This window comes from Desulforhopalus sp. IMCC35007, assembly GCF_005116575.1.
Taxonomy (GTDB): Bacteria; Desulfobacterota; Desulfobulbia; order Desulfobulbales; family Desulfocapsaceae; genus Desulforhopalus_A.
Genome location: NZ_SWCN01000002.1, coordinates 51,613 through 76,236, shown reverse-complemented (window position 1 = coordinate 76,236; position 24,624 = coordinate 51,613). Strand labels below are relative to the sequence as shown.

The 24,624-nt window shown below is 46.2% G+C and carries 19 protein-coding genes; 5 read left to right on the top strand and 14 right to left on the bottom strand.

The window, feature by feature from the left end:
* Positions 1-38: 38 nt before the first annotated feature.
* Together pruA and FCL48_RS02165 are read left to right on the top strand one after the other, a co-directional pair.
* Positions 39-1,679, top strand: a complete 1,641-nt coding sequence (pruA, locus tag FCL48_RS02170; protein WP_240744715.1) for an L-glutamate gamma-semialdehyde dehydrogenase — start codon at positions 39-41, stop codon at positions 1,677-1,679.
* Between the two features lie 258 nt (positions 1,680-1,937).
* Entirely contained in the window at positions 1,938-4,409 is a 2,472-nt protein-coding gene (locus FCL48_RS02165; RefSeq protein ID WP_136870603.1) for a bifunctional aconitate hydratase 2/2-methylisocitrate dehydratase, read from the top strand.
* 61 nt (positions 4,410-4,470) lie between these two features.
* On the opposite strand, the gene FCL48_RS02160 is transcribed toward FCL48_RS02165, so the two are convergent.
* Positions 4,471-6,774, bottom strand: a complete 2,304-nt coding sequence (locus tag FCL48_RS02160; protein ID WP_136870602.1) for a response regulator — start codon at positions 6,772-6,774, stop codon at positions 4,471-4,473.
* A 256-nt stretch (positions 6,775-7,030) separates the two neighbouring features.
* Here FCL48_RS02160 and FCL48_RS02155 point away from each other — a divergent pair, with 256 nt between their 5' ends.
* The gene (locus FCL48_RS02155) at positions 7,031-8,491 is read left to right on the top strand and encodes a lytic transglycosylase F (protein WP_136870601.1); all 1,461 of its coding nucleotides are present in this window, start codon (positions 7,031-7,033) and stop codon (positions 8,489-8,491) included.
* Positions 8,492-8,600: 109 nt separating this feature from the next.
* On the opposite strand, the gene FCL48_RS02150 is transcribed toward FCL48_RS02155, so the two are convergent.
* Together FCL48_RS02150 and FCL48_RS02145 are read right to left on the bottom strand one after the other, a co-directional pair.
* Positions 8,601-9,347 (bottom strand): phosphatase, encoded by a 747-nt coding sequence (locus tag FCL48_RS02150; protein ID WP_136870600.1) that lies wholly within the window; start codon positions 9,345-9,347, stop codon positions 8,601-8,603.
* Positions 9,348-9,420: 73 nt separating this feature from the next.
* On the bottom strand, positions 9,421-10,137 hold the full coding sequence (locus tag FCL48_RS02145) for a fumarylacetoacetate hydrolase family protein (protein WP_136870599.1): 717 nt from the start codon (positions 10,135-10,137) through the stop codon (positions 9,421-9,423).
* Between the two features lie 185 nt (positions 10,138-10,322).
* Between FCL48_RS02145 and FCL48_RS02140 the strand changes: the two genes are divergently transcribed.
* Entirely contained in the window at positions 10,323-11,162 is an 840-nt protein-coding gene (locus FCL48_RS02140; protein ID WP_136870598.1) for a DUF4405 domain-containing protein, read from the top strand.
* Positions 11,163-11,569: 407 nt separating this feature from the next.
* Here the strand turns inward: FCL48_RS02140 and FCL48_RS02135 are convergent, their stop codons facing one another.
* The 11 genes from FCL48_RS02135 to FCL48_RS02085 form a co-directional block, all read right to left on the bottom strand.
* Entirely contained in the window at positions 11,570-11,998 is a 429-nt protein-coding gene (locus FCL48_RS02135) for a hypothetical protein (RefSeq protein ID WP_136870597.1), read from the bottom strand.
* A gap of 236 nt (positions 11,999-12,234) precedes the next feature.
* The gene (locus FCL48_RS02130) at positions 12,235-13,377 is read right to left on the bottom strand and encodes a diguanylate cyclase (RefSeq protein WP_136870596.1); all 1,143 of its coding nucleotides are present in this window, start codon (positions 13,375-13,377) and stop codon (positions 12,235-12,237) included.
* Positions 13,378-13,778: 401 nt separating this feature from the next.
* Positions 13,779-14,810: a dipeptidase gene (locus tag FCL48_RS02125; protein WP_136870595.1), complete on the bottom strand. Its 1,032-nt coding sequence runs from the start codon at positions 14,808-14,810 to the stop codon at positions 13,779-13,781.
* A gap of 18 nt (positions 14,811-14,828) precedes the next feature.
* The gene (locus FCL48_RS02120) at positions 14,829-15,902 is read right to left on the bottom strand and encodes a dipeptide epimerase (protein WP_136870594.1); all 1,074 of its coding nucleotides are present in this window, start codon (positions 15,900-15,902) and stop codon (positions 14,829-14,831) included.
* 11 nt (positions 15,903-15,913) lie between these two features.
* A complete protein-coding gene (locus FCL48_RS02115; protein ID WP_169309041.1) occupies positions 15,914-16,699 on the bottom strand; it encodes a C40 family peptidase in 786 nt (261 codons plus the stop codon).
* A 45-nt stretch (positions 16,700-16,744) separates the two neighbouring features.
* Complete coding sequence (locus tag FCL48_RS02110; protein ID WP_136870592.1) at positions 16,745-17,521, bottom strand: ABC transporter ATP-binding protein; 777 nt, start codon at positions 17,519-17,521, stop codon at positions 16,745-16,747.
* Positions 17,508-18,392 (bottom strand): ABC transporter ATP-binding protein, encoded by an 885-nt coding sequence (locus FCL48_RS02105; RefSeq protein ID WP_136870591.1) that lies wholly within the window; start codon positions 18,390-18,392, stop codon positions 17,508-17,510. The genes FCL48_RS02110 and FCL48_RS02105 overlap by 14 nt, the downstream gene beginning before the upstream one ends.
* A gap of 12 nt (positions 18,393-18,404) precedes the next feature.
* A complete protein-coding gene (gene nikC / locus FCL48_RS02100; protein ID WP_136870590.1) occupies positions 18,405-19,328 on the bottom strand; it encodes a nickel transporter permease in 924 nt (307 codons plus the stop codon).
* 23 nt (positions 19,329-19,351) lie between these two features.
* On the bottom strand, positions 19,352-20,392 hold the full coding sequence (locus tag FCL48_RS02095; RefSeq protein ID WP_169309040.1) for an ABC transporter permease: 1,041 nt from the start codon (positions 20,390-20,392) through the stop codon (positions 19,352-19,354).
* Positions 20,393-20,613: 221 nt separating this feature from the next.
* Entirely contained in the window at positions 20,614-22,194 is a 1,581-nt protein-coding gene (locus FCL48_RS02090) for an ABC transporter substrate-binding protein (RefSeq protein ID WP_136870589.1), read from the bottom strand.
* 321 nt (positions 22,195-22,515) lie between these two features.
* Positions 22,516-23,694 (bottom strand): ABC transporter substrate-binding protein, encoded by a 1,179-nt coding sequence (locus FCL48_RS02085; protein WP_136870588.1) that lies wholly within the window; start codon positions 23,692-23,694, stop codon positions 22,516-22,518.
* Positions 23,695-24,093: 399 nt separating this feature from the next.
* On the opposite strand from FCL48_RS02085, the gene FCL48_RS02080 reads away from it, so the two are divergent.
* Positions 24,094-24,600: a hypothetical protein gene (locus FCL48_RS02080; protein WP_136870587.1), complete on the top strand. Its 507-nt coding sequence runs from the start codon at positions 24,094-24,096 to the stop codon at positions 24,598-24,600.
* Positions 24,601-24,624: the final 24 nt, after the last annotated feature.

Below are 24,624 nucleotides of genomic sequence, written 5' to 3'. Positions count from 1 at the left end.
AGACAATGAACGACTAAAGACACCAGAGGAGTATAGTTATGAATCTTATGAATAATGCAGTTATCAACACCCCCCAGCCTGTAAATGAACCAATTTTAGGGTATGCACCAGGGAGTCCTGAGAAAAAAGCGGTGAAGGCTGCTCTTGCTGAAATGGCTGGAAAAGAGTTGGAAATACCTCTCATTATTGGCGGCCAAGCGGTGAAAACCGGCAATATGGGTAAAGCAGTCATGCCCCATGACCATAAACATGTACTGGCAACGTATCATAAAGCTGGGGCCAAAGAAGTTCAGATGGCCATTGAGGCGGCCATTAATGCTCAACAGATGTGGCAAAGTTTTCGCTGGGAAGAGCGATGTGCTATTTTCTTAAGGGTAGCGGATCTTCTGTCTACAAAATATAGGGCGTTGATCAATGCAGGTGCCATGCTGGCCGGTGGCAAAAACATCTTTCAGGCAGAGATAGATGCAGCCTGTGAATTTATTGATTTTCTCAGGTTTAATGTTCGTTATGCACAGGAAATCTACGAGCGACAACCCGTATCTTCCCCAGGCGTCTGGAACTATGTACAGCACAGACCACTGGAAGGCTTTGTGTTTGCGGTGACGCCTTTTAACTTTACAGCTATCGCAGGTAACCTGCCGACAGCACCCGCGATTATGGGTAACACTGTGGTGTGGAAACCTGCATCATCTCTTGTCTACACCCCCTATCTGATCATGCAGATCCTCGAAGAGGCTGGTTTACCCCCTGGGGTAATTAATTTTGTTCCGGGTTCAGGTGCCAGTGTCGGTGATGTCTGTCTGGCCGATTCACGCTTGTCCGGGGTACATTTTACCGGCTCCACCAGGGTTTTTCAGTCAATGTGGAAAACCATAGGCAGCAATATAGCAAATTACAGATCCTACCCACGAATTGTTGGGGAAACTGGAGGAAAAGACTTTGTTTTTGCTCATGCCAGTGCCGAGATAAAACCTCTTGCCACAGCCCTTGTCCGGGGTTCTTTTGAATATCAGGGGCAAAAGTGTTCTGCTGCCAGCCGCGCATATATTCCAAAATCGATCTGGCCTGCTGTTGAGGCCGAGGTGAGAGCACAGATGACCCGGATTAAGATGGGCTCACCCGTTGATTTCACAAATTTTGTGGGAGCAGTTATCGATAAAGCCGCTTTTGATTCCATCGCCGGCTACATCGACTATGCAAAAAATAATGACGGTGCCGAGGTTATCATCGGTGGAAATTGTGATGACAGTGTTGGTTACTTCATTGAGCCCACAGTAATTCTTGCATCAGACCCCCATTTTAAAACGATGGTTGAAGAAATATTCGGACCGGTTCTGACGATCTATGTCTATGAAGATGACAAATTTGAAGAGACCCTTGATTTGTGTGATACCTCATCCATGTACGCTTTAACCGGAGCAATTTTTGGTAATGACCGCAGGGCGGTGAGCTTTGCTGCAGGAAAACTCGAGCATGCAGCGGGTAACTTTTACATCAACGACAAGCCCACAGGTGCGGTGGTTGGTCAACAGCCCTTTGGTGGTGGTCGAGCCTCAGGAACCAACGATAAAGCAGGTTCTCAGGCGAATTTGATGCGCTGGGTGTCCACCCGAACCATAAAAGAGACCTTCGTCCCTCCCGCTGATTTTGTCTATCCATTTATGGATGAAAAATAGTAAAAAACGTCGTATTGGCCCCGCTTTCTCCCGGGACTTGTTCCTCCCCGGGAGAAAGTGGGCTGGCCTCCCGATTTTTTCCAACAGTTCTGTTCTTGCTCTTTTTTCTTCGTATATTTACTAAAATCCGCCGCATTTTTTTCCACCTTGGTTCGAGCAAGGTTTATTGCTATACTGCCTGTTCTGTCGGTTATTACCCATAAGATTATTTGAGCGAAAAATATCGGAAATTTAAAGAATACGCGAAGAGGTACATCTATGTTAGATGCATATAAACGAGACGCTAAAGCACGTAAGGATAAAGGATTACCACCATTACCACTGACACCACAACAGACGGAGGGAGTAATAAAACTTCTTCAACAGGGCAGTAGTGAAGGTTCATTTTTACTCGAACTGCTTGCCGGTCGAGTAGAACCTGGAGTGAGTAAATCCGCAAAAATCAAAGCAGCGTGGCTGAAAGCGGTCGCTCTTTCAGAGCTGAGTGTACCGGAGCTTACTCCTGCACAAGCGGTGGCCCTGCTGGCTGAGATGGGGGGGGGTTATAATGTTGAAGCCCTGGTCGAGTTACTGGAAGTTGAAGCCGTAGCTGAAGAAGCCGCCAACGCCTTGAAAAAACTGATTAAAGTGTATGATGGCTTTGACAGGGTTGCAGAGCTGTCCAGAACCAGCGCCTCCGCAAGAGATGTCATAGAATCCTGGGCTCAGGCGGAATGGTTCACCCTCGCTAAACCCCTTGCCCAAAAGATGGAGCTTACCGTTTACAAGGTTGATGGCGAAATAAATACCGATGATTTTTCTCCGGGAAACCAGGCGCAGTCCAGAGCAGATATTCCTCTTCATGCAGATTTTTTTGGTATGAAGAGGTTTCCCGATGGAATACAAACCATAGCAAAATTTCGCAGTGAGGGAAAACAGGTTGCCTTTGCAGGGGATGTGGTTGGTACCGGATCATCAAGAAAATCGGCGGTCAATTCCCTTCTCTGGCACACCGGTGACGACATTGCCGGGGTTCCCAACAAGAGGGTTGGCGGGGTTGTATTTGGGGGTACCATAGCTCCGATTTTCTATGCCACAGCCAGAGATGCGGGGATTATGCCCATCGAGTGTGAAATGGGTTCAATAAAAACCGGGGATATCCTCACTCTGGATGTGAACAACTGGCAACTGGCAGATCAGGCTGGAAATGTAGTACCAATGAAACCTGCATCTCCCGCTATTCTAGATGAATACCGTGTTGGCGGGCGTTTGAATCTGATTATCGGCAAACAACTGACCCGCGCTGCCTGTGACTTTTTAAACCGGAGTTTCCCGGATATCTTTGCAGAAGTGACAAACCCTCAACCAAAACCGGGCCAGGGGTACAGTCTTGCTCAGAAGATTGTCGGTAAGGCCTGCGGGCTTGAAGGTGTACTGCCCGGCACCGTTTGTGAGCCGAAAATGACCACCGTTGGCTCCCAGGACACCACCGGACCGATGACCATGCAGGAAATTGCGGAACTTGCCTGTCTTCGCTTTAAAGCAGGCATGTTTATGCAGTCGTTCTGTCATACGGCAGCCTATCCGAAGGCCTCTGATTTTGGTCGCTGGGAGATTATGCAGGAGATGACAGTCGCCTGCGGGGGGCTGAGCCTGAAGCCGGGGGATGGGGTTATCCATCCATGGCTCAACAAGATGTTGGTACCCGACACCGTTGGTACCGGTGGTGACTCCCATACCCGTTTCCCCCTGGGAATCTCTTTTCCTGCTGGATCCGGGTTGGTGGCCTTTGGAGCAGCGCTTGGGTTTATGCCCCTTGAGATGCCGGAATCGGTTCTGGTGCGTTTTAGCGGTAAACGAAAAGCCGGAATCACCGTAAGGGATATGGTCAATGCCATTCCTTACACGGCAATTAAAAAAGGACTGCTCACCGTTGAGAAGAAGGGCAAGAAAAATATCTTTGCAGGGGCTGTTCTAGAAATTGAAGGAGTGGATGATCTTTCTGTGGAGGAGGCTTTTGAGTTGACCGACGCATCAGCGGAACGAAGCGCTGCAGGTTGTGCGGTTCGTTTGCCTCTTGCTACAGTTGTTGCCAATGTAAGATCTAATGTTGAACTTTTGCAATCTCTTGTGGCAGACGGTTATCAAGATGCAACCTGCATTAACAGGCGGATTGCAGAGCTTGAGACCTGGTTGCAGAAACCTTCCCTGCTCGAGCGGGATGAGAATGCCCAGTATCTTGAAATTATAGATATAGATCTTGATAAGATTACCGAACCAATCCTTGCCTGTCCGAACGATCCAGATGATGTGAGACTTCTTTCACAGGTAGCTGGTCAAAAAATTGATGAGGCCTTTATCGGTTCCTGCATGACCCATCTGAGCCATCTCCAGGCGGCCTCAAAAATTCTCGAAGGTGAGGCTTACGCAAAGGCACAACTCTGGCTGGCACCGTCGACCCGTATGGATAAAAAGGCCATAGAAAAAGAAGGTGGTCTTTCTGTCTTTGGTCAGGTGGGAGGCAGGGTTGAAATTCCAGGCTGTAGTTTGTGCATGGGAAATCAGGCACGGGTTCGCCCTGGAGCGACTGTCATGTCGACCTCCACCCGAAATTTTGATAACAGACTGGGGGACGGTTCTCAGGTGTATCTTGCATCAACGGAGCTGACGGCAATAACGGCTCTTCAGGGGGTTATTCCGACAGTTGATGAGTACTTTGAGCTTTTTAAAAATAAACTGGAGATAAATTAACTCTTTACTCTGTGCTTAGCCCCTGGTCTTCAAGGGGCTAAACACAGAGTCTCTATCATATTTATAACGGTTCTGCGGGAGGGTGGACTGGACGGGTTTGTTTGATGTGGGCGGGTACCTGCTGCCGTTCCAGTACAGTTGCTATCTCAATACGGAGTTGATCCGGACATACCGGTTTTGATACATATCCATCCATTCCCGCAGCCAGACATTTTTCCCTGTCTCCTTTTACAGCATATGCCGTCATGGCAATTATTGGTACATGACGTCCCGTATTCCTCTCATCTCGACGGATAAATCGTGTTGTTTCGTACCCATCTAGCTTAGGCATCTGAATATCCATAAAAATGAGATCGAATTCCTCTTGTTTGTGTATTCTGATTGCCTCAAGACCATCTTCAGCGATGGTTACCTCCCAACCTTCTCTCTCCAGAATGGTTGTAGCAAGGGTTCTGTTGATATGTTCATCTTCGACCAGCAGGATGTTAAGCGGAGAGTGTTGTATATCAATTGATTGTACAGGCCGATTCTTCGGGGGGTGGGAAAGGGGAAATTCTCTCGCCTTGCCAGGAGAAAAGCAGATGGCAAATTGAAAACAGGTACCGACACCATGTTTACTGGTGACAGAGATCGTTCCTCCCATTATTTCAACAAGTTCTGCCGCTATAACCAGACCCAGACCAGTCCCGCGGTTATTTGAGTTTCTGGTCGTGCTGATTTGACTAAAAGCCTTGAATACCTTGGAAATTTCATTTTCAGGAATACCTATCCCCGTGTCTTTGATGAGAAAATCAAGTTCAACAGTTCCACCCACAATAGAGGTTTTTTCATATACAGAGATAGAAACTTCACCGGATTGGGTAAATTTTATACCATTACCAACAAGATTGATGAGTACCTGACTGAGTTTATAGCTGTCACCGATAAGAGCATCGGGGATCGATTCATCACATTCTACCCTGAGAGCTATGTTTTTTTCTGCAGCACCAATGGCCAGGATTTCAAGGGCTTCGGCTAAAACGTTGCGCAGACTGAAGGGTGCGAGTTCCAGTTCGAGCTTTCCTGCGTCAATTTTAGAAAAATCCAGGATATCGTTAATGAGTTTTAACAACCTGTCTGCAGAGCTGTGCACCATTTCCAGGTATGTTCGCTGTTGAGGAGAAATATCCGAGTGCAACACCAGGTTGGTCAACCCTATGATACCGTTCATGGGTGTGCGTATCTCATGACTCATGTTTGCCAGAAATGCGGATTTGTTTTTCTCTGCATTTTCAGCTGTTTCCTTGGCTTTTTTGAGTTCGTCAACGGCAAGTTTGCGACTGAGGGCAGCTCCAATCTGGCGGGCGACAAAGGCCATAAGGTCTTTATCTTTTTCTGTGTAGACAGTGTCATCGTAACTTTGGACGGCCACAGCACCAGAAATCTGATCCAGATAGAATGGGGCGCCAAGCCAGCTGGTGGGCCGACTTCCACGGGCGACAATTTTGTTGTTTCTACATATTTCATCAAAATTTTCCGGTGTGAGAAGAAGTACTTGCCTGTTCTGGAGTAGGTGACTGGTGAGGCTGAGCGGATCGTCGTTGAATTTGAATTCCAACCCCTGAAAATGCGGATCGTTATCGTCTGCAAAATAAGGAAACTGGATAAAGCGGCCCTCATCGGTGTTTTTCACCAGAGCGATAAAAAAATTTGGGGCGTGAATAATCCTACTTACAAGCTGATGGAGTTTGGCATAGAGAGAGTTAACGTCCACAGCATTCTGGGCCTCTTCGCTGATCTCATGCAGGGCGATCCTGAGCCGCTCTGAATATTCAACTTCAGCTATGGATTTCTGGAGTTCGAGGATGGTTCCCATGCTTTTGATCCGGGAGCCGATAACTTTGGCTAAGGTTTCAAGGGTGTTACAGAAATCAAGAGTGAAGGAGGAAATATCTTGTGTTCCACAATAGAAAATCGCAAAAAGATTGTTATTTATGAAGATAGGAACAAGAAAATGCCCCAAATGTGGCAACTTTTTCAGAATTGAAGATTGGCAGGTCGCTTTCTCTACTTGCAGTGGGGCTTTGTGATTCTCCAGCTGTTTGATTATGGGATCGTTCGCAGGCAGATACTCCGGCACTATCCGGTGCACATTATCCTTGAGGGCAAGGTTATTTTCAATTGGTGCTTGATAGTTTTGAGAATTCTTTTTTTTCAAAAAAATTTCGATGGAATATAATTGGAGACCATCAATTATTTTCCTGCGAAGAAAAGCTGCGAGTTGTTCCGTAGTTTGAGCCGAGGATTCACAGGTGGCAAGTTCCTGAATGAGCTCCAGAATTTTTGAGAGTTCAACGCTGGGGGAGTGGACGTGGGAAGTGTTCATTAAATACTCTCGATAGCAGATAAGTCAGATAGAACAAGCATAATTTGATACTCCCTTCCCCGGCCCCTCAACTAAGTACTTATGTATGATATCAAAAAAAAAGTCCGAGATGAAGGAACATCTCGCATTATTTTTTCCAGTTGCCTGTTCGTTTGCACAAATACTGTGCACTTTTGGGTTTTGTTGTGCTGTAAGACACTAATATTTGAATGATTTCGAATTGAGGTGAAACTAAATTTAACAAGAGGGTATTTCCATGCGTAGAGCAGAAATAAGGCTGAAACTTGTTTTGCTGGGCTTGATAATGATTGGACTGATGCTCCCCGAAGTCTCAATGTCTGCATTTAAAAGCGATACAAACTTGCATGAAATAGAGGGTGCCAACGACAAGTTTACAGGCGATTATTCCCAGATGGTAAAGCGGCGATTGATTCGGGTTCTGGTACCTTATAATCGTGCTTTCTTTTTCTTTGATGGAGCACAACCTAAAGGAATTTCGTACGAAACCGGCATCCAGTTCGAAAAATTTATCAACGAAAAGCAAAAGACCAAGAATTTAAAAATTAATGTGGTCTTTATACCCACCTCAAGAAGTAAACTCCTGGAAAAACTGGCCGAGGGGCGTGGGGATATCGCCATTGGCAATCTTACCATAACGGATGAACGCAGAAAAATAGTGGATTTCAGCACTCCATTTGCCAAGAATGTCAGTGAGATTGTGGTAACAGGGAGTTCGGTGGCAACATTGAAGAGCCCATACGATGTTGCAGGAATGGAAATTCATGTACGGAAGTCGAGTAGTTATTACGAGAATCTTCAGACCTTCAATGGGGTCTTAAAATCCGCAGGAAAGCAACCCGTTACAATCGTTGAGGCGGATGAACATCTTGAAGATTCGGATCTCTTAGAAATGGTTAATGCAGGCGTGATTCCGGCAGTGATTGTAGACACCCATAAGGCAAAACTCTGGAAAGAGGTTTTTGCCGATATTACCCTCCATGAACAGGCGAAGATTCATGACGGTGGCGAGATTGCCTGGGCTGTGAGAAAGAATAGTCCCGAACTGCAAGGGATAATTACAGAGTTTGCCAAAGGTCACAAAGCGGGAACACTCATTGGTAATGTTATTATCAACCGCTATCTCAAGAGTGCAAAATATATAAAGAATGCGGCCAGTGGTGCAGAAAGGAAAAAATTTGAGGAGACGATAGATTTTTTTAAAACGTATGCAAAAAAATATGACTTTGATTATCTGATGCTGGCAGCCCTTGCATATCAGGAATCAACCCTTGACCAGAACCTGGTAAGCTCTGTTGGTGCTGTAGGTGTTATGCAGATATTGCCCAGTACTGCAAAAGACAAGAACGTAGGGATATCAGATGTAAAAAATGTTGATTCGAACATTCATGCAGGCACCAAGTATCTCCACTTTATGGCGGACAAATATTTTCCGCCGGAAGGGGACCTTGATCCACTCAATCGGGCGTTTTTTACTTTCGCCTCCTATAATGCAGGACCGGCCAAAGTGGCCAGACTTCGCAGTGAGGCTAAAGAAATGGGGTTAGATCCTAACCTCTGGTTTGATAATGTTGAGGTTGTAGCAGCCAAGAGAATTGGCAGGGAAACGGTTCAGTATGTCAGTAATATTGTGAAATATTACGTTTCTTATAAACTGCTGTCTGAAAAATTTGACCAGGAGAGTGGACAAAAGCAGTAGCAGGGTAGCTACTCCTCGGCTCAAACCTGTTCTTGCGGAAAGATGTTTTTCCAAGAGAACAGGGTTTGTGGTATCGAGGATCGTTTGGCTGACCGAAGTTCTCTTTCGATTAAAACAAGGTTGCAAATTCACTCAGGTCCGTTTTCTTGTTTTTGCTTTTCAGAAAGTCTAGAAATGTAGCCCCCCTCTGGCTGAGAACTCTTGACTCTTCGACTCCAACGGTTCTGATAAACTTGATACACTCTTCAAAACCACCAACTTTTTCTGCTATATGGGCATCGCTGCCAAAGGTGAGATAGCCGTTATGTCTGGCTACGGCTGTGGCAAGTGCTGCACAGTTTTTCATACTTCCCTTGCGGGATGTGGTAAATGAGGAATTATTGATTTCCACAAGGACATTATAGTGGGCAGCCGTTTTTGCAACCTCATCGACGTCAATTGGGAAAGCGGGGTTGCCACCGTGAGCAAATACGTCTATTCTGCCCGATGCCATGGCCTGTATCACAGCCTCTGTATGCTGGTTTTTGGTGGTCGGGGTGATGATTGGTTCATGGAGGCTGCCGAGCACGATATCCAATTGCTCCTCAATGGCAGCATCAATGTCGAGTTCTCCTTTTATGTTCACAATATTGGCCTCAATCCCACGAAGAATTCCTACACCATGAAGGATTCTCGGGATAACGCGCATATTCATAAAATACCAGAAGTGCGGCGCACCAGGCATCTGCGGGCCGTGGTCTGTTATGGCCAGTAGTTTGATTCCGCGGGCTGCTGCAGCCTGAATGTTTTCAGCAAGAGTACTGTAGGCATGGCCACTGGCGATGGTGTGTGTGTGACTATCGACTTCAATGTGCATGGGTGAAACAACTCCCCGGTAAAGGTAATGCTTTTATCGCAATCTCAATTGGTGATCTGACAGAAGTGGGTGTCTACCCCTGTTCAGCCTTAACCCTGTTAATCAGTACGCCTATTTTTTCGATTTCCACCTCAACAATATCGCCGTCTTGAAGGGGACCTACACCATTGGGTGTTCCCGTAATGATGATATCTCCAGCCTCAAGGGTGAACATTTTTGAGACAAAGGCGATGATTTCAGGAATGGAAAAGATCATATGTCTGGTGTTGGACTGTTGGCGCACCTCACCGTTCACCCTGCACTCAATGTTAAGGTTCTGGGGATCTCCTATGTCTTCTACAGGTACAATGGCCGGTCCGATGGGGCCGAAAGTGTCGAGAGATTTTCCCCGATACCAGCCTGAGATGTCACCTTTTTGCAGGTTTCTCTGACTGACGTCGTTAAAGCAGGTAAAGCCGAGAATATGGTCCATGGCTTGTTCGACCGGTATATTTTTGATCCGATCTTTTATAATGATGGCAAGTTCCCCTTCGTGGTCCGTTCTACAGTTTGGAAAGTTATAATCGTCGAGGAAAGCCGGAAGAATAATCGTTTCTCCCGGTCCAATCAGGACATTGGGCGTTTTGGGAAAGAGCACCGGTTCGGTAGGAATTTTTTCATCAATGTTGCCGGTTTTTGAGACAGACTGGCTTTCTTTAATATGTTCAAGATAATTCAGTCCTAATGCCACAATCTTTGAAGGTTGGACCGGGTAGATGGTGCCATCGGCCATTGGCAGTTGCACGTTCATGGGGATCTCCTTGGAATACTGAATCTGAAAAAAGTTTACGTTAGGTGTGATGGATTATAGTTTTATCGCTAATAATTATAATTGTCATTTGTTTTGTGACTCAACCCCTTGTATAACGTTTTATTGGTGCGTTATCTTAATCTTGATCGGGGGTGACAATTGTCAAAGATATTATGGAGGTTACAATGAATATGCGCAGGGTAGTGTCACTGACACTGGTTATCTCTCTTGTACCGTTACTCATTACTTCTGTGGTTTTATATATTGTCCCTGAAGGCAGAGTTGCCTTCTGGTCAGACTGGAAAATGCTTGGTCTGACCAAAACTCAGTGGGGTGATATACACATCAATCTCGGTTGGCTTTTTCTACTTGCGGGTCTGTTACATCTGTATCTGAACTGGAAACCGATTGTACTCTATATGAAGAACAAGGCCAAAAAGCTGAAGGTCTTTACTGTTGAGTTTAACATAAGTTTTTTTCTGACTGTGGTTTGTGTTGCGGGAACTTTGATGGGGATTCCACCATTTTCTACCATTATTGATTTTGGTGCGTCTTTTAAGGAAGCTGCTGCCCTAAAATATGGTGAGCCGCCCTACGGTCACGCCGAACTTTCATCGTTGCAGACCCTGACCAGAAGAACCGGTCTTGATCTTGAACTGGTTATGGTTGAACTGTCGGCGGCCGGGCTTAAAAGCGAAGGGGAACAGCAGACGGTTCTTGAAGTGGCCCAACTCAACAAGGTGACTCCAAAAGAAGTATGGCAGATCATGCAAAAAGCCCAACCTGTGGCAGCAGTAGGGGAGAGACCGGTGTTTCCGGATGAACCGTTTCCAGGCTTTGGCAGAAAAACCCTTGAAGAAATCTGCAACACTTATGGATTTGATTGTAAAAATATAATTGCTGCACTCAGGGACAAAGGAGTTGTGGCCGGGAACAATCAAACGATAAAAGACATAGCAGACACCAACAACACTGATCCCCATCTTTTGTTTGAGTTGCTTCGTACCATTGTTACCTCGAATTAAACAGATTGAATGTTTAAGCGAAGAACCAGCTGTATTTGTACGGATACTCATAAAATATATGTTGCCTGTTCGAGAATAGTTAATGAATAAATCATAAGGTGTGCACACGATTCGATATGAAAGCAGCACGTAACTGCGGAGTAAGATATTGAGTGTAACAGCTGCAATCTGGAAAGTGGAATAATGTAAAAGATCTCGCTGCTGACCGGCATTTGGCCAGATCAAAGTCAGATATTGTAAAAGGAGTGAGGAGGTGTTCTGCTCGGATAAGGTTGGCTAAAACTGAGACGACGCAGATTTCTCTGATGCCGGTCTCACGACGATCGGTGACAGGCTGAGCAAAACAGGGGGCTGAGGAATTCGTTGAAGCAAGAAGTTGCCCCGTTTCTATGTTTTGGCAGAAAAGGCTAACCTGAAAATTGTTTTGATTTTAAACCGACCCTCTGGCCGTTAACATTTTGTACAATGAAAGTTCCGTTGGATATGAGGCGCGGGTTCCAGGTGCAGCGAAGGCGGACCTGATTGCCCACCCCAATTCTGTAGGTACGGGCTGAACCGACGTTTATGTTAAAACCCAGGCCCTGGCTTGAGACATCGTGGAGCATCACATCTATCTCTCTTCCAGCACTTGTCTCTAGAATAACTATACCACTTTGACCTTCTCTTGGTTCCACCCGTCTATTGAAGTTACACCTTGTCAGTTCAGCGCATTTATGACAACGAATGGATTTTTGCCTGACATCGGCAGGAATGGTGACATTTCTTTTGGCTTTACAGGCTGAACATCTAAATAATATCCGGTTGTTTATAACCTTAAAAATTACAGATTTTCCCATATGGCAGCCTCCAGTCGCAATGTACTTTCCGGGTTACCGTGAAGACATAAACATTTATGCTTCGCCTATGTGCTATCTTTAATACATTTTGTTCCTTTGTGAAAGGTAGTGCCTATCAAAATAAAGCTCAGTGAAGTGTTGATGTGCAAAAATTTAGCAGATTACTGTCCAACCAAATTTATGCTGTGCTGCTGCTTCAACAGTCTGGGAATGAGAGATAGCGATTGCCGTAATGCTTACAGGGAGGGACTCTTGACAAAAAATTCACAACGATTACGACCGTTTTTCTTGGCGCTATACAAAGCATTGTCAGCCATTGCCACGATCTGTTCAGGAGTAACCGGGTCTTCACCTGTGGATATAGTAACCACACCAAGACTTATGGTAATGTGATTCGCCGTTGCAGATGCAGCGTGTGGAATTGCCCGTTTTTCAATTGCATCCCTCATCTGTTCGGCTATATTTATAGCCCCATTTCGGTCGGTTTCTGGCAGCATCACCACAAATTCCTCTCCCCCATATCGAGCGATTACGTCCGGAACACGACAGATGACGTTTTTCAATACTGATCCAACCACTTTCAGACAATTATCTCCGGCCAAATGTCCATAAAAATCATTAAACTGCTTGAAATGATCAATATCCACCATGATAATTGATAAGAAGGCTCCTGAACGCTTTAATCTGTAGAATTCGGCGCTGATTGCACCATCAAAATATCTACGATTTACCAGGCCCGTCAGGCTGTCTGTCACTGCATTAAGCTGTGCTGTATCTCTCTCGACTTCCAGTTGCTGGACCAGTTTGTGGATCTGCAGCTCAGTCTCTTTGTGCTTTGCTATCTCGTTTGTAAGCTGTTCATTGATCCGTTCTAATGTCTCCTTTGCATCGGAAAGTTGAGTAGTACGTTCGGAAACCATCTTTTCTAAAAACTGATTTCGATCAACCAGCTCTTTCATCGGGTAGACTTCACCCTCTCGAACCAGATGGTAGGGAATAGATATACTGCTGTGGGTGATTTTCCAGCCTGCTGATTCCAGGCGGAATATTAACACCAGGCGTGCTGTCTCTCTTGATAAAATTTGGTCATCGATTGGCAGGTTGATGGTGAAAAATCCGGTCGCAACGGCAATTGTATCTGCCAATGACTGAATGGAGAGGTCTTTAATTTCGATACGTATGGGATCTTTTATCTGGGCGAAGTCCTGGCGGGTAATCGCAACCCATTCCTCTCTTTGTTTCACCAAAAAATCCCCCCCACCAGTAAAACCTGAGAAATCCTCGCTAAAATGCGCAGTGAGCTGATCATCGCGGGATGAATACATTCGTATGTAATCGTCAAATAGTTGTTGGATTACTTGGTGGTCGTTTTTTTTCATAGAGATGAATATTGATTTTCTTTAGTACTTCTTACAGAGGTTTCAGTGAAGAGGAGACATTTACTTTCTCTATTCATCAGACGGATATTGCAATGCGGTATTGTAGTATTTTCTTTTACCTGAGGCAGGTCGTCAAGAGTGAAGACTCCATTATTTAAAAAAACTCAATTTTACAGCTCAGGAGGCAGTCAGAAAAACCTGAGAAACAATCATCATTGGCCTTGTTCCTGAGAGGAATTGGAAGGAATTTATGCCATTTTGAGCGAAAATATTGCTCGATTATTGGATGAGATCGAGCAAGACAAACACTTGTAACATGATAAGACGACCCAGTGGTCTGACTGTATCTTCTCTGTAGTATAGTGGTCAGACTATGTATCCTGCCTGCAGTTGTTTGCTCTTTAATCGATGGTTTCCTGGTAGATTCGTAGAAAATTTCCTCCGAGTATTTTTAGTATATCGTCCTCGCTGTAGTTTCTGCGGAGGAGTTCTGCTGTAAATTTACCCAGTCCTGCATGGGTTTCAATCACATCTTTACTGGGGAGTTCCTGTTCGATCTGCAGGTAGTCTTTAAAGCTGTCACAGAGATCAAAACCAATACCAACATGTTCGACTCCCGCTATGGAGACAATATGATCAAGGTGGTCAACCAGATGGCTGACATCGATACCTTCATCCTCGTCACGGACAAACTTGTTAATTGAGTTCATGCCGATGACTCCGTTTTTTCGAGCAATGGCCGTGATTTGAACATCGGTGAGGTTACGCATCGATGAGGCAAGACTTCTGCAGTTTGAATGTGAGGCGATAACAGGTTGGCTGGTAATATCGATGACATCCCAAAAGCCTTCGTCGTTGAGGTGACTGACATCGATGAACATGCCAAGTTTTTCTGCCTCTTCAATCAGCTGGATTCCAAAGGAACTTATCCCGCTGCGCTGACCACTTTTTTTTGTGGTAAAAAAGGCTCCATCACCAACATAGTTACGACGACTCCAGACAAGCCCGAGTCCCCGTACCCCGAGTTCATAAAAGATGCGCAACAGGTGAATATCATTTTGTAGCGGCTCTGCGCCCTCAAGGGAGAGAAATATTGCGACCTGATTATTCTTGCGGGCTTGTACAGCTTCTGCTGTTGTTCTGCAAAGACAACATTTTCCAGGGGATTCATCGATTTCTTCGTGGAGGCAGGCAATCTGATCAAGGGCCCTTCTCAGCCCCATCTCGGGCAGAAAATAGTCGTGGATGAAGATGGCAGAGACAATCAGATTGAAACCTCCAGCCTTAAACTGTGGCAGGTAATCCCGTTCAATAACTTGTCTCTCCCCACGTTCACGCCGGTTGTGAACCTCGTAGGTGAGATCAAAATGGGCATCGACGATAAATGCCCTGTCATGGAGTTTTTGTATCTGTTGCTGCAAAGAGCTGTCCATTTCAGTATATTCCAATTTTTATAAAGTGATGGAACCTGTACCCAGGCCGGAGAGGTCAGACAGGCACACCGTAGATCCCATGTAGGAGAGACCGTTAGCAAGTGGGTTGGTCTGGCAAAAAAGTGGGGCGTCAAGATCAAAACGACTGATGACCGTCTTACAGCTTGCAAGCTGAGCGGCAGCCAGGACACTGAGGGGCGCCTCCATCATGGAGCCGATCATACACGGCAGGTCTGCTGATTCGGCTATGGCAATAATTTTCAAGGCATTATAGATGCCGCCGCATTTCATCAGTTTGATATTAATACCGTCAATGGCTCTCTGTTCGATGAATTTCAGGGCGTCCTGCGGTGAGAAGATACTCTCATCTGCAAAGACAGGAAAGAGAGTGTTTTCCCGCACAAATCTCATCCCATCCACGTCACTTGCAGCAACGGGTTGCTCTACAAGGTCTATGGGTACCTTTGCTCCCTCAAGTGCCCGGCAGACATACACCGCTTCTTTTGCTTTCCACCCCTGATTGGCATCAATACGGATCAAGACTTTCTCTCCGTAAGCATCGTGAATTCTCAGCAGTCTTTCTATATCGGTATCTGGATTCCCGCCTACTTTAATTTTAATGACACGATAGCCCTCTTCGATGCGCTCCCTGCATTCCGCCAGCATCTGATCAGGGCTGCCGAGGCTGATGGTGATATCTGTGTTGAGCTCCTGATTTTTTCCTCCGAGGAGCTGATAGAGGGGGACCCCCATGCTTTTTGCCAGGAGGTCATAGATCGCCATATCAATGGCAGCCTTTGCCGACATTGAACCGATCATACAGGAGTTGAGCTTTTGGAAAATGAGCTCGGCGTTTTCAAGTACCATTCCAGACAGCTGCTGACCAATATAATTAACCGCCCCCAAAATAGACTCCACTGTCTCACCGGTTATGACAGGAACAGGGGCAGCACTTCCGTATCCCGTATGGTTTTCGTCTGTGTGGATGATGACCAGAATGGAATCAACCTGGGAGATGGATCTCAGTGATGTTGTAAAGGTTCTGACCAGAGGAATGGGGACAAGCTGGCTGGTGATATGGGTAATTTTCATGATATTTTGTTTTACTTGGAGAGGTATCGATTAACTGAGATGAAGGTGTCGATATGATATTGACTGAAATCAGGGTCTTCGGGGTTGAAACTGTTTTCCCTGACCCAGCCACTTGCGTGGATAAATCTGTTTCTGCCGATACAAAGGGCAACATGGCTTACCTTACCCTTGGTTTTTCCAAAAAAGAGCAGGTCCCCGGGCAGAGCGTCGTTGTAGTTTTTTGAGAGAAAATTGTGACGCTGCTGCTCTATGGAATCCCTGGAAAGCTCAGTCGAGCAGAGGCGAAACACTGTCTGGATAAGTCCGGAACAGTCAAAACCTTTTGGGGAAATGCCTCCCCAGGTATACTGGTAGCCAAGAAAATCCTTTGCCTGTTGAACAAGGTTTTCCGGGCTCAAGGTCCTGTACGTTCCAAGACAGTTCTTCTCAACCCAGCCAATGCTGTGGTCGGGCAGGCAGACCCGGTACCAGTTGCCGTCTTCACCGTCTATTGTCAGTGTGCAGCCGATAACTCCATCGCGCAATCTCGGAGCCTGGTGAATTTTTTCCTGAAAAATAGTGGTGAAATGAGATGTTACCAGACCTTTATGGCCCACGGGACTTGGTAAAAAGCTGAGCTGGTCAGTGCTGATCCAGCTGCTGTAACCGTCTGCCTGGATAATGCGGCTGAAAAGTGGCTGGTGGTCGACAACCTCGACTTCTTCTCCAAGCAGGCCCTGGGTGGTTATCTCGCTGTTGTAGGAAGCTTCACGGTAATGGCTGCTCACACCGACGTTAATGGTTGCTTTTGTCGTCATAATCGCTGTCTCCATTTTCACTTATTAGGTCTGCCTGCCGCCTTGTCAATATTCTTTAAACTGATCGATGGCCTGTCGATCGTATCCTCTACTGGCAAGCAACAGCTGTCTGGTATACTGGTTCTGCGGTGTGTCCTGCTGCAGCTGTTGTTTCGTTATCTTTTCCACAATCTGCCCACGGTTCATAACTGTTACGTTTTCACACATATGGGAGACGACAGCAAGGTTGTGGCTTACCAGGATATAGGTGAGATTGCGTTGTTCGCGGATATCCTGGAGGAGATTGAGTACCTCCGCCTGGATGGAGACATCAAGGGCTGAGGTTGGTTCGTCTAAAAGCAGCACTTCCGGTTCAAGAATGAGTGCCCGTGCTATGGCCACCCTTTGTCGTTGGCCACCGGACAGCTGGTGAGGAAAACGAAAGCGGAATTTTGGATCGAGACCCACCTCTTTAAGAACCTGGGCCACCCGGTCATTGCCGTTGCCGAGGCGATGTATAGCCACAGGTTCTTTTAAGGTTTTATCTATGGTGTGACGTGGATGGAGAGAGCCATAGGGATCCTGAAAAACCATCTGTACCCTGCGATAAAATTCAATTGGCCGTTTTCTACGGTGCACCGTTTTTCCATCCACTTCAATCAAACCCGTCCAGTTCTGCAAAAGTCCTGCGATACAGTTCAGTACCGTTGATTTTCCGGAGCCCGACTCCCCCACAAGGCCAAAGCTTTCCCCCTTCTTGACGGAAAAAGAGACATCTTTCAGTGCGTGGTTTTTAGCCTTACCGTGGCCAAATATAATGTTGAGCTTATCAACCAGAAGCATCGGAGCCTCCAGTAATGTGTTGATTATAGTGCGCATCGAGCCAGGAGGCGTCACGTTTTAAAACGGGAAGACGTGTACTGCCGCCCTCAATTTTGGGGAGACAGTTGAGGAGGCCCCGGGTGTAGGGGTGGGTGGAGTCGTGAAGATCGGCAGCATTTATTGTTTCCATGATTCTACCACCATACATGATGATAACCCTGTCGCAAAAAGATGCGACGAGTTCAAGGTCGTGGGAAATCAAGATAAGTCCCATTCCCCTTGTTGTCACAAGATCATCGAGGATTGCAAGCACCTGAAGCTGGACGGTGACATCCAGAGCTGAGGTTGGTTCGTCGGCTATGAGCAGGCTTGGCTCCGGGATAAGCATCATAGCAATCATTATCCTCTGGCCCATGCCGCCGGAAACCTCGTGGGGATAGAGGTTGTACACCTGTTTGGGGTTTCTGATCTGTACAGCTGCCAGCATTTCCAGGGTTTTTTCTTTGGCCTCTTTTTGAGAGACCCGCCGGTGAATGGTATAGGCTTCCATGATCTGGTGGCCGACGGTGCGAACAGGATTGAGTGAATATTTAGGGTCTTGCATGACCATGGATATTTCTTTTCCGCGGATCCTGCGCATCTCTTTTTCTGACAGAGTGAGAAGGTCTTCTCCCTTAAAACGTATTTCGTCACAGACGACCTGTGCATAGGGTGGAAGCAGGCGCAATATGGCGCGACCGGTGACCGATTTCCCCGATCCGGACTCACCTACGATCCCGATTTTTTCCTTACCAAGGGAAAAGCTGACACCACAGGCGGCGGAGACATCACCTTTCGGGGAAGGGAAGGTGATGTTGAGGTTGGTTACGGTAAGAAGGTTTTCTGTATTCATCGGAGGCCTGAGTTAGCTGTCACTTTTTGGGTCGAGTACTTCTCTCAGACCGTCGCCAAAGAGGTTAAAGGCGAGGCTGACAATAAAAATTGCAGTTCCGGGCATGGTGATCACCCACCAGTGGTCGAGGATAAAGGCACGGCCACTGGAGGTCATGGCGCCCCACTCTGGTGAGGGTGGTTGTGCCCCGAGTCCCAGAAAGCCAAGCCCTGCTGCAGTTAAAATTATTCCGGCCATATCAAGGGTTACCCTGACAATCAGCGATGACAGACAGAGAGGCATTATATGTTTTGTGATGATGCGAAAGGAACTTGCGCCCTGAAGCCGTATGGCCTTTATGAAGTCTGAATTTCGGATGGTGATGGTTTCAGCACGGGAGATTCTTGCGTACGGAGGCCATGAGGTTATGGAGATTGCAATGATCGCATTTTCAATGCCAGGCCCGAGTGCGGCAACAAAGGCAAGCGCCAGGATGAGTTTAGGAAAGGCCAGAAAAATGTCGGTGATCCGCATGAGAACGGTATCAATAAAGCCGCCGAAATAGCCAGAAATGGTGCCAACGATAATACCCACCGGAGCGGCGATGATGGCAACTAGGCCAATCACATAGAGGGTGAGTCTTGAACCCCAGATGATCCTGCTGAAAATATCCCTGCCCATCTCATCTGTACCTAAAAAATATGTTGTTGATGGTGGGTGAAGGCGTGCTGCGAGGTTTGTGATGATGGGGTCAAACGGGGCAATGAGCGGGGCAAAGACAGAGGTGCAAATAAGAACTGCAATGATGAGCAGGCCGATAAGGGCGAGACGGTTTTGTTGAAACTGGAGAAGGCCGAGATAGAGCCTGCCGACGTTAGCCTGGAGGGCCGTGGCGGGACTGTCTGAAAGGAGCCACTGCCTTTTTCCTGAAACATTTTGTGAATAGTTATTTTCCATAATTCTGGTCGTCTTAACGCCCTTCAGCGAGCACGAGGGTCTGCTATTTTATATAGAAAATCAGAAAAGAGATTTACACTGAGAAAAATAACACCAACCACAATCGTGGACCCGAGGACCGAATTCATGTCCGCATTTAACAGTGAGTTGGTCAGATAAAGTCCCAGGCCAGGCCAGGCAAAGATAGTCTCCGTCAGAACAGATCCCTCAAGCAGGGAGCCAAAACTGAGGGCAATAACAGTAATAAGCGGAATACCGCAGTTCCCAAAGGCATGCCCCCAGATGACTTTCCACTCGGCAACTCCTTTTACCCTTGCCGTCAGGATGTACTCCTGACGTAACTGTTCTATCATAAAAGAACGGGTCATCCGGGAGAGATAGGCCATGCTGTAGTAGCCGAGAAGGCTTGCTGGCATGATCACGTGGGAGAGGGCATTTTTAAAAATATCCCACTCATGGGCGAGCAGGCTGTCAAGAAGCATGAGACCGGTTACAGGCTCGACAATATCCTCGTAAAAAACGTCCACCCGACCGGGACCGGGAAGCAGGTCAAGTTTTGCATAAAAGACCATCAGTGCCATTAAGGCCAGCCAGAAAATTGGCAGAGAGTAGCCGAGAAGGCCAACAACCCGAGCGATATGATCCCAGATACTCCCTCTGTAGACGGCGGAAAAAACCCCCAGCGGGATACCGACAAAAATACCAATCAAGGTGGCAAGAAAGGCGAGTTCAAAGGTGGCAGGGAATACTCTGAAAATATCCTCAAGAACTGGTTTTGCGGTAAGTGTCGAGGTCCCCAGGTCCCCTTGTAAAATCTTGCTCACATAGATAAAAAATTGTTTCCATAAGGGGAGATCAAGTCCCATTGCCAGACGAACCTTCTCATACACTTCAGGAGGCGCCTTATCACCCACCACTGCAAGAACGGGGTCGATGGGCACCACCCGGCCGATCAGAAAGGTGATGAGTAAAAGCCCAAAGAAGGTCACCCCAACCATGATCATGAGCTGGCCGACCTGGGTAGATGCTTTGCGAATTCTTTTTGAGCTGAGCTTTAACGGCATAGATAGGGGTGGCCTGTATGGGATCGTAAAAAGATTTTCATTATTTGTGGCTGGAGCGACTTGTGCTCAGTGAAGGTATAATGGTTACCCGAAATAATGATGAAATGCATAGTCTTTTTCTTTAAAGCCGGTAGCTCATGTGTGAAAATGTTGAAATTTATGAAACCTTGAAAAAATCCCGCAGAGAAAAACCTCTGCGGGATGAGACTGACACTTCGCTTTTATTTCGTTGTGTACTGGAAAAAGTTGCTGTCAAAGCTGGGTCCAAGAACAAAACCGTTGACGTTTGCTCTTTTTGCCAGAATTTCAATGTCCTGAAACATGATAACAAAGGGTGATGTTTCCTGGACTTCCCGCTGGAGCTCAAGGTACATTTCGGCCCTTTTGCTGGTGTCATTTTCAAGAACCGCAGCCTCTGTTTTCTTACTGAGTTCTGGAATATCCCAGGCGTTCCTCCAGGCAACTGTTTTGACTTTGGCATCATCGCTGTTATCAGGATTTCGAGCAAAGGTCTCAGCATTGGTATGAGGGTCCATGTAGTCCGGTCCCCACCGGCCAATGTAGATATCGTGCTTTCTGGCGCGGTACTTGGTCAGGGTCTGTTTCCCTTCACCTGGTATAATTTCAAGTTTGATATTTGCCAGGGCAAGTGTTGCCTGAATGGCGAGAGCCATAGAGGTAGTGGGTTCATTGTTCCGGGTGTCCATGGTGACGCTAAAGCCATTTTCAAGCCCAACTTCTTTTAAGAGTTCCTTGGCTTTTTCCACGTTGAGTGAAAACGGGTTTTCTTCCAGGGCACCGAGAAAGCCTTTTGGTAAAAATGCCTGGTGAATGGTAGCTTTGCCGTTGAGAATGGTTTGTTCCATTCCCTGGTAATCAATGAGATATTTAAAAGCCTGGCGAACCTGGGGAATCTTCAGGTACTCGTTTTTCTGGTTGAGGCCAAGGTAGAAGACGGCCCCTTTTGCTTTTTTACGGATCACAATGTCTTTGTTGTCAGCAAGCCCTTTCATATCATCTGACTGGAGATTACGGGCGATATCGATATCACCTTTTTCAAGAAGAAGTCGCTGTGTGGTGGATTCCGCGATGTGGCGGAGGACAACACGCTTTAGCTTGGCAGGTGTATTCCAGTAGGTATCATTTCTATCAAGAATCAATGATTCTGAGGGCTTCCATGATTTGAGGGTATAGGGGCCTGATCCGGCGTAGGCGGTTTTAAGCCAGTTGTAACCAAGATCACCATCTTTTTCATGGGCGAGGACCTCTTTTTTATCGACTATTGAACCTGGTGTTGAAGTAAGGCAATAGAGGAAAAATGTTGGGGCGTAGGGTTTATTGATGACCATTTTAACGTTGTAATCATCGACTTTGATAATAGTCTGATCGAGATTATCCGGGGTAAAACCAAATTGAGTCAGTATAAATGCAGGGGACTTGTCGAGTTTGACAACCCTTTGCAGGGAAAAGATAACATCATCTGCCGTCAGCTTATTTCCTGTGGGGAAGGTTATATTCTCACGAATCTTGAAAGTATAGGTGACACCGTCCTCGGCAATTTCCCAGCTTTCCGCAACACCGCCATAAATATTACTGACGTTATCCACATCGTAGTTAATCAGCCGGTCGTATGTGTTGGCGGCATATTCAGCTCCGGAAAACTCAAAAATTTCTGCGGGATCAAGAGTGATAATATCATCAATCTTGGTGCCCATAACCAGAAAGTCCTTCGGTGTTCCAGCCTGGGACAGGCTGGTTGTTAATAGGGCTAAACAACAGATAAACAGTAGCAGTTTTTTCATTCGTTTCCTCCTGAGTGTATTGAACGGTTTAAAATCAGGATGCTTTGCCGGCAGACTCTGCGGGACCCTGATTTTTGTTTCAGCCAGAAATCGGGTTTGGTAGCTGGATGAATCTAAAATACAACAGCAAAATCTATTCCATGTTGTAGCGATTGATCATGCCTGTCCCTGCAGGGATCGAAGAGACAGAGCCATATTTAATACTATACAATACAAGAAGATATCTGTATTTTTTCCACGTAATCGTGAGATTAATACCTTTATGGGCTGCGGTCAAAATTGGTTTACTGGCGTACCCACCTTTTGTGGAATACTTGACGATTATGGGTTTTCTGAACCGTAGGCTTCAAACCTTCCATCCTCATTTATGCGTATTATTACGGCACTTTTAGCCGGATCACCACTGATATTCATATTGATGGTACCTGAAACACCATCAAAGTCGCGTATTGTGGCAATGTGCTCCTTAATCTCGGTTCGAAGTTCAAAAAGATCGATATCGAGTGTATTCAGTTTGGAAATTGCTGCAAGGAGGAGGTTCGTTGCATCATAACCAAGAGCTGCAAAACCTGTAGGAAGTTTGCCGTTTTTTTTCTCGTAGTCTTTGACAAAGGTAAGGCTCTTGCCTGTGGTACCATATGGACTGAAGTGGGAGCTGAAAAAAAGTCCCTTGCAGAGATCTCCACAGTTTTTCATCAATTCTGAAGATTCCCAGGCGTCGCCGCCCAATACCGGCTTATCCCAGCCTGCGGCGCGAATCTGTTTGAGGATGCCGGGGAGCTCATGGGCAAATTGAGGGACAAAGACAACCTCCGCACCGGAGTTAACGATTGTCGTGAGCTGTGATCTCAGGTCGCCGGGGTTTGATTGGTAGTCTGCAAAGACTACAACTGCACCTGCGCCGCGCTGTTCTTCAAAGGATTTTTTAAAAAATTTAGCCAGTCCTTTTGAATAGGCATTATCTTTGTCATAGAGAACGGCAGCCTTTTGGGCATTGAACTGTTTGATGGCAAATTTAGCCATTGCCTCTCCCTGGAAATCATCAAGAAAACAGGAGCGAAAGACAAACGGCCGGTTAAGAGTAGTGGCGGGGTTTGTAGAGGTTGGGGTGATCATGGGGGCCTTGAAGGAGGAACAAATCCCTCCGACAGGGATGGCATTTGAACTGGCATTGGGACCGATTATCCCCAAAACCTTATCGCGGCTGATCAGCTTCAAGGCTCCACTGACAGATTTTTCAACATTCGATTCGTTATCAACGGTAATAAACTGGACAGGATACCTTGTTTGTCCGACGAGCAGACCACCTTGATCGTTGATTTGACTACCAAGTAATTCAGCTCCTGCAAGAGTATCTTCTCCGAGATCACGCAAAGAACCGGAAAGGGGAAGATTCAAGCCAATTAAGACTGCCTCTGCTGCATGGGTAGCGGGAGAAAATGAGCCAACCAGCAATAGTGTGAGCAGAATAATTGAAAAAAATTTACGACAATACAGCATTTTAATTCTCCAGTAATATGGTGTAAGAAAAGTGAAAAATAACCGAGATCATGGTATCTTGTGCGGCAGGCAAACAAGTTTTATGTAGGTAGAATGTTGAGTGTCTTGCCGATTTTTTATACAACTGTTCGTATAGCTTGTTTTTGCATGAAAATAATCTGTCATACGATACGTATCGTGGCTTATATTCTGTTGATCGGGATTAGTGTACATAAACGATAATCGTGTTTTTTGGCAAGGCTAAATCTTGGGGAGTGCACATGAAAAATCCTCTTAAGAGCTACATTTAACAGCGATTTTTCTTAGCGGATGATGTAATCCCAAAACGAAAGGATGAAGGAGCAGGAATTGGTACAGTTTTTCGGAAAAAATGGATTGCTCAGTAAATTAAAGAGGCGTATGGGCAAAAGCTCCGATGATACGGTAATTGCGGCTGGTTCTACCTTATCTTTGATGACTCAGGAGATGATCACTCCCCTTGATAAACCTATTTCAATAAACCGGGCAGTGCAGGTGTATAAAAAGTACATGCTTCAGGTTGGTTATTTAGAAAAAACTGATCTTCCCGATTTTGTCCGGAGCCTCAAAGAAGAGATGGCAGCGCGGGAGGAGGAACTCAAATACGAAATAACAAACGCAAAAGAGCTGATAAAAGAGGCAAAAGCAGAGGTGAAAAGCCTCACAAAACAACTCTCCAGATGTAAGGATGATGATGATCGGGAGTACGTTCAGGAAGAGCTTGATGCCGCTATGGATGAGCTGAGCCAGGAGGTCAGCGGCTGTGAAAAGTTGATTGAAGAGCTGGCTTTTTTCAAAAAAGATAAAAGAACGTTTCTTCTCAACTTTATCAACAGTGAAATTCATGGGGATGAATGGCAGGAGTTGAAGGCTGGGGAAGAGAGATAAGACGATTTTTCCAGGTAAAGATAG

What these genes read in the sequence shown, in the direction of transcription:
- pruA (WP_240744715.1), top strand. Translation starts at nt 39, where the DNA reads ATGAATCTTATGAATAATGCAGTTATCAACACCCCCCAGCCTGTAAAT.
- FCL48_RS02165 (WP_136870603.1), top strand. Translation starts at nt 1,938, where the DNA reads ATGTTAGATGCATATAAACGAGACGCTAAAGCACGTAAGGATAAAGGA.
- FCL48_RS02160 (WP_136870602.1), bottom strand. Translation starts at nt 6,774, where the DNA reads ATGAACACTTCCCACGTCCACTCCCCCAGCGTTGAACTCTCAAAAATT.
- FCL48_RS02155 (WP_136870601.1), top strand. Translation starts at nt 7,031, where the DNA reads ATGCGTAGAGCAGAAATAAGGCTGAAACTTGTTTTGCTGGGCTTGATA.
- FCL48_RS02150 (WP_136870600.1), bottom strand. Translation starts at nt 9,347, where the DNA reads ATGCACATTGAAGTCGATAGTCACACACACACCATCGCCAGTGGCCAT.
- FCL48_RS02145 (WP_136870599.1), bottom strand. Translation starts at nt 10,137, where the DNA reads ATGAACGTGCAACTGCCAATGGCCGATGGCACCATCTACCCGGTCCAA.
- FCL48_RS02140 (WP_136870598.1), top strand. Translation starts at nt 10,323, where the DNA reads ATGAATATGCGCAGGGTAGTGTCACTGACACTGGTTATCTCTCTTGTA.
- FCL48_RS02135 (WP_136870597.1), bottom strand. Translation starts at nt 11,998, where the DNA reads ATGGGAAAATCTGTAATTTTTAAGGTTATAAACAACCGGATATTATTT.
- FCL48_RS02130 (WP_136870596.1), bottom strand. Translation starts at nt 13,377, where the DNA reads ATGAAAAAAAACGACCACCAAGTAATCCAACAACTATTTGACGATTAC.
- FCL48_RS02125 (WP_136870595.1), bottom strand. Translation starts at nt 14,810, where the DNA reads ATGGACAGCTCTTTGCAGCAACAGATACAAAAACTCCATGACAGGGCA.
- FCL48_RS02120 (WP_136870594.1), bottom strand. Translation starts at nt 15,902, where the DNA reads ATGAAAATTACCCATATCACCAGCCAGCTTGTCCCCATTCCTCTGGTC.
- FCL48_RS02115 (WP_169309041.1), bottom strand. Translation starts at nt 16,699, where the DNA reads ATGACGACAAAAGCAACCATTAACGTCGGTGTGAGCAGCCATTACCGT.
- FCL48_RS02110 (WP_136870592.1), bottom strand. Translation starts at nt 17,521, where the DNA reads ATGCTTCTGGTTGATAAGCTCAACATTATATTTGGCCACGGTAAGGCT.
- FCL48_RS02105 (WP_136870591.1), bottom strand. Translation starts at nt 18,392, where the DNA reads ATGAATACAGAAAACCTTCTTACCGTAACCAACCTCAACATCACCTTC.
- nikC (WP_136870590.1), bottom strand. Translation starts at nt 19,328, where the DNA reads ATGGAAAATAACTATTCACAAAATGTTTCAGGAAAAAGGCAGTGGCTC.
- FCL48_RS02095 (WP_169309040.1), bottom strand. Translation starts at nt 20,392, where the DNA reads ATGCCGTTAAAGCTCAGCTCAAAAAGAATTCGCAAAGCATCTACCCAG.
- FCL48_RS02090 (WP_136870589.1), bottom strand. Translation starts at nt 22,194, where the DNA reads ATGAAAAAACTGCTACTGTTTATCTGTTGTTTAGCCCTATTAACAACC.
- FCL48_RS02085 (WP_136870588.1), bottom strand. Translation starts at nt 23,694, where the DNA reads ATGCTGTATTGTCGTAAATTTTTTTCAATTATTCTGCTCACACTATTG.
- FCL48_RS02080 (WP_136870587.1), top strand. Translation starts at nt 24,094, where the DNA reads ATGGGCAAAAGCTCCGATGATACGGTAATTGCGGCTGGTTCTACCTTA.